The organism is Amycolatopsis rhizosphaerae (assembly GCF_007713715.1).
GTDB lineage: Bacteria > Actinomycetota > Actinomycetes > Mycobacteriales > Pseudonocardiaceae > Amycolatopsis_E > Amycolatopsis_E rhizosphaerae.
In genome coordinates, this window is sequence record NZ_VJWX01000334.1 from 1 (window position 1) to 7,987 (window position 7,987).

Genomic DNA, 7,987 nt, shown 5'->3' on the forward strand with positions numbered 1-7,987 from the left:
CCACCCGACCACCACACTCCTCGCACCCGGGAGTACGCGATGACCATGATGACGCTTGTGCAACTGGCACAGGGCGAGATCAAGACCCGAGGCGTCCAGCAGTGGATGCTCGACAACATCATCCCGCTGGTACTGCTGGCCGTCGCGTTGCTGCTGCTCTGGCTGGGCGGCGGCAAGGGCGACAACGCCGGCGTGATGCGCCGCCTCGCCGGCGTCGTGATCGCGCTGGCGGTGATCGGCCTTGCCGTCAGCGGACTGGGCGTCAACGTCGGCGAGTGGATCGCCGGCCTGTTCACCGGTTAGCACGCGGGGGAGCTCGTGCGGATTCGAACCGATGACGAGGTCTACCGGGTCGACGCGGTCTGGCTCGGCCCGCCCAAGGCCACGTTTCCCTGGCGCGCCCGCTACGTGGCGTGGGGTGTGGGCATCGCGGTCTTCCTCGTGGTGCTGACCGTCGAGCGGCAGCTCGGGGTGGGGTTCGGGTTCTTCTCGACCGCGTGGGCCTTCGTCGCGACCATCGCGATCACGCGGCTGATCACCAGCAAGATCAGTCACGAGCGGCCGCTGGGCGCGGTGTTCACCATGTGGTTGCGCGAGCTGCACACGCCCCGCGAACGTCCCCGCGGCGACGGCGGCGCCGTGACCGCGACCAAGCTCCGCGTGCGGGCGGAGCGGCCGTTGCCCCGAAACAAACGCCGGCCCGCACCCGTGCGTTACCAGCCGAGCCCAGACACGTCACGAGCACGCCGGGGTCGCGCTGCGGCTGCGGCGAGGAGGTAACCGTTGTTCGGTCGCCGGAAGGACCGGGAACACGACTCACGCGGAGCCGCGCAGCAGTGGCAGCCGCGGCCGGGCCGTGCGACGCCGGCCAAGCCGAAGCAGGCCAACCGGCGGTTGCCGGGTGAGCAGGCCATCCCGACCTACACCCCTTCGATCGCGGCGCGCAGCATCGACGGTCACCTGCTGCGCACCGGGCACGAGGTCTACGCCTGGTACCGGCTGGCACCGCAGCGCTGGTCGTTCCGTTCGGACTCGCAGCGCCGCGACCTGATCGCCGCGATCGCGGGCCAGTACGCCGAGCTGCAGGGCCGGTGGCTGCACCTGCGCGTGACGACGCGCCCGTACCCGATCCGCATGTGGGCCGAGGCGCACGTGCACAACGCGGTCGGCAGGCCGCAGGACACGCCGGGCGCGCTGTCCTTCGACGACTACCTCATCGGCGAGCAGCAGCAGCTGATGGGCCGTTCGATGGCGGAGAAGGAGGTCTACCTCGGCGTCCAGGTGCAGACGCGGCGCATGGTGGACCGCGCGGTGGAAAGCGCCGCCCCGCTGCTGCGGCGGATCCTGCCCGAGGCGGTCGACGCGGAGCTGACCGCGCTGGACTCCGAGGTCGAGCACCTCGACCAGGTCATCGGTTCGTCCGGGCTGGAGGGCCGCCCGGTGCACGCCGAGGAGATGTCCTGGCTGATGCACCGGTCCTGCTCGCTCGGCCTGCCCGCGCCAAGGAACCTGCCCGCCGTGCCGGGTTCGGCGTGGGAGCCGGAGGACCTGGCCAGCTTCACCGACGCCGCGGACTTCCACGCCGAGCCGTACGCGCCCACGCTGACCGTGCGCGGGCGCACCGGCTCCAACGCCGGGATCAAGCGGCACGTCGCGGTGCTGACCGTGGGGCAGATGCACGGTCTGCAGATCCCGGAGGTGGACGATCCGTGGGTGCAGCACGCGGACCGGCTGCCCGCGGCGGTGGAATGGTCGGCGCGCATCTACGTGCGGCGGCCGGAGGAAGTGGCGGGCGAGCTGCAGCGCCAGATGAACAAGGTCCGCTCGCAGGTCAAGCACTACACCGACGAGCACGAGCTGGAGCCGCCGCAGTCGCTGGCGCGGCAGGCCTCGCGGGTGCTCGAAATCGACGACGAGATGACCTCCGGTTTCACCGCGCTGGCCACCAGGGTGCGGTCCTGGTGGCGGCTGGCGGTGTCCGGGCCGACCGAGCGGGAGGCACTGCGCCTGGCCCAGCAACTGCTGGACCTGTACAAGCCGAAGATCGCCATCGAACACCCCGAGGCGCAGTACGCACTGGCCCGCGAGTTCATCCCGGGTGAGCCGTTGTCCTCGTCGGCGTACATGCGGCGCGGCTCGGTGGTCTGGGCCGCCTCGGCGGTGCCCACCGCGACGGCGGAGGTCGGCGACCGGCGCGGCATCCTGCTCGGCGAGACCTGCACCGCGACCCGGCGCCCGGTGGCCTGGGACCCGTGGATGGCGCAGGAGATCCGCGACGGTTCGGGCCTGACCGCGATGGTCGCCGGGCTCGGCGGCGGCAAGTCCTTCCTGGGCGGCGGCATCGTCTACAAGACGCTGCGGGCCGGGGCGCACTGGACGCTGCTCGACCCGTCCGGCCCGCTGTCGCGGTTGTGCGACCTGCCCGAGATCCGCCCCTACGCGAGGCCGATCAACCTGCTCAACGCGCAGCCCGGCATCCTCAACCCGTACCGCGTGGTGGCCGAGCCGCTCCTGGAGCACTTCCTCGACGAGGACGATCCGGAGCGGGCGTGGCGCCGCGAGCGCGCGCTCGCCGGGGCGACCCGGCGTCGCCTGGTGCTCGACGTGCTCATCGGCGTGCTGCCGTACGAGGTCTCCCGGATGCCGCAGAGCCGTATCGTGCTGCTGCGCGCCGTCCGTGCCGTCGGCGGTCGCTACGACGCCGACCCCGGCCAGGTCATCGACGCGTTGCGGCGGGACTCGAGCGAGCACCACGAGCACGCCGTGGTGGTCGCGGACTTCCTCGACGAGATGCGGGAGCGGATGTCGTTGCTCATCCCGGAGGACGACGCCGATCCGTACTCGGAGACCAGGGACGACCGGCTGACCGTGCTGACGATGGCGGGCCTGACCCTGCCCAAGGACGGGGTCGGCCGCGAGCACTGGACCGACGCCGAGGCGCTCGGCGTGGAGATGCTGAACCTCGCCGCCTGGCTCACCCAGCGTTCCGTCTACGAGAAGCCGAAGGACCAGCGCAAGGGCGTCTGGATCGACGAGGCGTTCTTCCTGTCGGAGGTGCCCACCGGGCGCGTGCTGATGAACCGGTTCGCCCGTGACTCCCGAAAGTGGAACGTGCGGGTCCTGCTGTCCTCGCAGATTCCCGCCGACTTCCTCAAGATCCAGGGTTTCGTGGCCCTGCTGGACTCGGTGTTCGTCGGCAGGCTCGACGACGACGAGGCACAGGCCGACGCGCTGCGGCTGCTGAAGGTGCCGGTCGGGGTCGGCTACGAGCAGGTCGTGGCCGCGCTTGGGCGCCGTCCGGGTGCCCAGCGCGGGCTCGAACGCGACCGCGACCCCCGCCAGTTCATCTTCGGGGACGGCGCGGGCGGCGTGGAGCGCATCCGCGTCGACTTCTCCGGCCCCCACCTGGAACACCTGCGCGCGGCACTGGACACCACGCCGGGCTCGAAGGACGCCCTGCCCGCGGACAGCCGGGCCCGGGGCGCCGAGCCGCCCGCGCCGGAGCAGCGGGTGCCCGTCCCGCCCCCCGATGACGAGCTCGAACCGGATCTGGAGCTGGCCGCGGAACGTGAGGTGGGCTTGACCGAGGAACAGATACTCGCCGAGGAGGGGCTGGCCGGGGGTTCCGGCGAGCCCGCCACCGCGGGCAAGCGGGGCGGCCACGGCCGGGACGCGGCATGACCACCGCCATGACGTTGCTGCTGGTGCTGGGATGCGCCGCGGCGTGGCATTCGTTCAAGGGCTTCGTCCGCCGCGGAGGCTTCCGCGGCAAGAAGCGCCCGGGCCGCTTCGCCACGCTGGCGATGGTGGCGCTGATCCTGGGCCTGCAGACGGTGGCGACGGCGCCGCCCGCCTCCGCCGCGGCCTGCGGTGAGGCGCCGACGCCGGAGCGGCCGGGCGCGGGCATGGTGGGGGCGATCGATCCGCCCGCGACGCACGGCGAGAACGGCAGCGCCTACCTGGACTACAGCTACGCCGGGATGGTCTGGTACGTCTACCAGACCGACTGCGGGCCGCTGTCCGGGATCACCAGCCCCAGCTCGACCATCGACACCTGGGCGGGCAACGAGCTGTTCAACCTCGGCAAGAACATCGTCGGCGCCACCAACTCGCTGCACTACACCGTGCTGGAAGGCGGGTTGCTGAACCCGATCTACGACGCGGTGAAGACCGGCGCGGAGAAGGTCTACAACAACATCTACGCGCAGCTGTTCGGCCTGGCCGCGCTCGTGCTGGCGATCATGATGTTCCGCAACATCTGGCGGGGCGATCTGTCCGCGGTGAGCAAACGGGCGCTCTACGGGCTGGGCGCGGTGTGGCTGGCCGCCTCCTCGATGGCGATGCTGCGCTACTTCGATCCCATCGACAAGGCGATCGTCCAGACCACCACCAACATCCAGGCCGGGTTCGTCGACGACTCGGGGGATCGGGTGGTCCGGGAGATCCTGCCGACCGAGCTGCACACACAGGTGGTCTACAACAACTGGCTGCGGGGCGAGTTCGGCGCGCCGGACGCGGCGCAGGCGACCCAGTTCGGACGTCAGCTGCTGGACGCGCAGTCGTTCACCTGGACCCAGATCCGCAACGGCGAAGACGCCAACCAGTCCGTTGTGGACGGCAAGAAGGCGGCCTACAAGACCATCTCCACCCAGTTGGGCACGGCCACGCCGTACTTCACCGGTGAGGGCGGGAGCCGCACCGGCGCCGGTGTCCTCGCGCTGCTGCAGAGCCTGGTCTACGCCCTGTTCCAGTTGCTGGCGAAGGCCTCGGTGCTGCTGGCCCAGGTGCTGATCAGGCTGTTCGCGCTGACCGCGCCGCTGATCGGCCTGATCGCACTGGTGCACCACGAGGTCCTGCGCCGGGTCGGGAAGGTGCTCGGCGGGGTCGCGTTCAACCTGATCGTGCTGGCCGTGCTCGCCGGGGTGCACGCCCTGCTGTTGCAGGCGATCTTCGGCGCGGGCAGCTCGCTGTCGATGCTGACCCAGATGGTGATGGCCGGGCTGGTGACGGTCCTGCTGTTCCTGGTGGGCAGGCCGGTGCGGCGGCTGTGGCAGATGGTGGAGATGTCCGTGGGCATGCTCGGCTCCTCGATCCCGGCGCCCAGCGGCGGGCTGTTTTCCCGTTTCCGCAAGAAGGCCGGGCCCACGCCGCAGGACGAGTTCTGGCAGAACGTGCGTGACTCCGACGACACCGACCTCGAGACCCGTGGCCCGATCGGGGCGACCGTGGGCGGCGGCCGGTTCCGGCCGGAGGCGACTGTGTTCGCCAGCGCGCAGCGGCTCGACGGGGCCGTGCCGATGGAGGGCAGGCCGGCCGCGGCCTGGTCCGGGGCCCTGCCGGGCACCCGCAGCAGGGCCGCGCTGCCCGCTGGCGGGGGCGCGGGGACGCTGGCCGGGTTCGCGCCCGCGGGCCGGGGATCGGGCGACCAGTCCGACGCCTACGTGTATTCGGCCCCGCCGGGGACGGTGCGCCGCGCCGACGGGGGCTGGGTGCCACCGCAGCCGCAGAGCCGTCGCGTGGACACCTCGCCGGTGTTCGACCGGGACGGTGACCTCGGCGATCCCGTGGTTGTTCCCTCGCGGCTGAACGCGGCCGGTGCCGACCGGTTCGCCGTGCCGGTCGCCGCCCCGCAACCACGGCGTGCGGAGCGCGAACTGGTCGGCGGCAAGCCGGTGTACGTGGTGTACCGGCCGTCCCGGGGCATCGAGGTGCGCGAAGACCTGCGTGACACCGACCGAGTCGTGCGGTGAGGTGAGCGATGCCGATTCGGACCAACCGCGGTCGTGCCGCCGTCTATCGCAGGTTGTGGGGTTTTCCGCTGCGGTCCCCTCGGCACCTGGTGGGCACGGTGATCGCGGTCGCCCTGCTGGTCACCGCGATCGGGGTGCTCGTGCCGCAGGCTCTGGGCCCGCGGGACCGGAAGTCGCCGCAGCCCGCCGGGATCGCCGCGCCGAGCTCTTCGGCCGCCGCGACCACCACGGCCGCTACCCCGATGCCCACCCGGCTGACCGCGCCGCTGCTGCAGCCGACCTCGGCCGCGCCGAACCCCGACGCGCTGAACGTGGCGAAGCTGTGGGCGCGGGCGTGGGTGAACCATCCGGCCGGGATGACGCAGGCCCAGTGGCTGGACGGGTTGCGGCCCTACACCACCGAGGAGTACCTGGCCGCCACGATGTCCACAGTGGACATCTCGAACATCACCGCGACCCGGGTCACCGGGGAGCCCTCGGTGGTCAGCTCCTTCACCAGTTCCCTGAACGTGGTCGTTCCGACGGACGGTCCGAAGCTGTCGATCACGGTGAGCGAGGTCGACGGCGGCTGGCGCGTCTCGCAGTACGACCAGGCGAGCTGAAGCGAGGCTGATGGGGGTGCGGATCGGTTTGCTGATCGGGGTGGTCGCCGCTGCGCTGTTCGCGGCGGTGATGACCACCGGTGTGGTGTCCAAAGTGGTCACGGACCAGCAGCGGGCGCAGGCGCAGGCGCGGGGGGTGATGGGCGTCGGCTGCAGCGCGGCGATCGGCCCGACCCAGGTCGGATTGGTGCAGACCGCACAGGGGCAGGCGTCGAACCTGCGCGACGAGCAGCGGCAGATCGTGTCGATGATCGTCGCGATCGGCAAGCAGCGCGGCCTGTCGCCGCGGGCCTGGCAGGTGGCGATCCAGGCGGGCATGACCGAGTCGGGGCTGCGCAACCTGGACTACGGCGACCGGGACTCACTGGGCATCTTCCAGATGCGGCCGTCCATGGGCTGGGGCACCGTGGAGCAGTTGCAGGACCCGGTCTACGAGATCAACAAGTTCTACGACGTGCTGCTGGCGGTGCCGGACTGGGACCAGCAGCGGCCGGGGGCCTCCGCCCAGGACGTGGAGCGTTCGGCCTTCCCCGAGCGGTACCACCGCTGGGAGCAGTTGGCGGCGTACCTGGTGGAAAACGTCGGCCAGGTGGGCGACGTGGTCGGTTGTGGACAGAGCGCCGGACTGGCGCTCCCGCCGAACAAGGTTGCCGCGGCCGCGATCTCGTTTGCCATGGGAGAGCGGGGAAAGCCCTACGTGTGGGGGGCCGTGGGGCCGGACGCGTACGACTGCTCGGGGCTGATGCAACGGTCCTACCGGACGGCGGGCATCATCCTCGACCGGGTCGCGGCGGACCAGTACCACGATGGTGCGATGCTGCCCGTGCGGGACGCGCAGCCGGGTGATCTGCTGTTCTGGGCGACCGACCCGTCGAACCCGGAGACCATCCACCACGTCGCGATGTACCTTGGCGACGGCAAGATCGTGGAGGCGCAGCAGACCGGGGTGCCGGTGCACGTCCGGTCGGTTTCGTTCCAGGAGAAGGAACTCGTGCCGCAGGCCGTGCGGCCAGGGGTGTGAGCGTGCAGGTCGGCACAACACAGGGGATGGATCGTGGCTAAGAAGTTCGGGAAGCGGCGCAAGCCTCGGGTGAGCGACGCGCGGGACCTGTTCGGCGCGCCCCCGCCGCCCCGTCCCGCCGCGCGCCCGGCGTCGAGCACCCCGCTGGCCGACTATCTCGCCGGAGAGCTGCCGGGAGTGAGCGAGGGTTACGTGGTGCTGCCCCGCTCGCTCGCCGAATCGATGTCGCTGCCCTGGCAGCAGCAGCTGACCGGTCTGCTCGCCCAGTTCCACCAGGCCCACCGGGGACTGTCGTGGCCGCTGTACCGCGTGGTGCCCTCACGCGAGGAGAAACTGGTCGACCTGGACGAGGAGCAGCTCGCGGAAGCCGGCTACATCGTGGAGCTCGACACCGAGGGCGAGATGGTCTACCGGGAGCGCAGCGGCCGCAGGGTGGAGGACCCGGCGAACACCACGGTGCTGGTGTCCTGCCTGGATCCGATCCCGCCGCGCGGCGCCGCGAGTGCCGCGTCCGCCGAGACTTCGTCCGGTCCCGGCGAGCCGCCGCGGGCCGCACCGATGATCATCCCGCCCGCCCCGGTGTGGCGGAGCACACCGGTCGCGCAGTCGTCGTC

Annotated in this window: 6 protein-coding genes and 1 pseudogene; all 7 read left to right on the forward strand. The window is 71.4% G+C overall.

The genetic code is table 11. The features are described from left to right. Positions 1-39: 39 nt before the first annotated feature. On the forward strand, positions 40-303 hold the full coding sequence (locus tag FNH05_RS26300; protein WP_144591401.1) for a hypothetical protein: 264 nt from the start codon (positions 40-42) through the stop codon (positions 301-303). A gap of 15 nt (positions 304-318) precedes the next feature. Continuing rightward, complete coding sequence (locus FNH05_RS26305) at positions 319-780, forward strand: hypothetical protein (protein WP_144591402.1); 462 nt, start codon at positions 319-321, stop codon at positions 778-780. Between the two features lie 3 nt (positions 781-783). Then, a complete protein-coding gene (locus tag FNH05_RS26310; RefSeq protein WP_144591403.1) occupies positions 784-3,681 on the forward strand; it encodes an ATP-binding protein in 2,898 nt (965 codons plus the stop codon). Then, the gene (locus tag FNH05_RS26315; protein ID WP_144591404.1) at positions 3,678-5,750 is read left to right on the forward strand and encodes a magnesium transporter; all 2,073 of its coding nucleotides are present in this window, start codon (positions 3,678-3,680) and stop codon (positions 5,748-5,750) included. The genes FNH05_RS26310 and FNH05_RS26315 overlap by 4 nt, the downstream gene beginning before the upstream one ends. A gap of 8 nt (positions 5,751-5,758) precedes the next feature. Then, entirely contained in the window at positions 5,759-6,352 is a 594-nt protein-coding gene (locus FNH05_RS26320) for a hypothetical protein (protein ID WP_144591405.1), read from the forward strand. A 16-nt stretch (positions 6,353-6,368) separates the two neighbouring features. Then, complete coding sequence (locus FNH05_RS26325; RefSeq protein ID WP_144591406.1) at positions 6,369-7,373, forward strand: C40 family peptidase; 1,005 nt, start codon at positions 6,369-6,371, stop codon at positions 7,371-7,373. Between the two features lie 33 nt (positions 7,374-7,406). Next, positions 7,407-7,987: pseudogene (locus FNH05_RS26330) on the forward strand (hypothetical protein); the annotation flags it as partial.

Bases quoted from the DNA above. Each gene is read 5' to 3' on its own strand.
- FNH05_RS26300 (WP_144591401.1), top strand. From the start codon at position 40: ATGACCATGATGACGCTTGTGCAACTGGCACAGGGCGAGATCAAGACC.
- FNH05_RS26315 (WP_144591404.1), top strand. From the start codon at position 3,678: ATGACCACCGCCATGACGTTGCTGCTGGTGCTGGGATGCGCCGCGGCG.
- FNH05_RS26320 (WP_144591405.1), top strand. From the start codon at position 5,759: ATGCCGATTCGGACCAACCGCGGTCGTGCCGCCGTCTATCGCAGGTTG.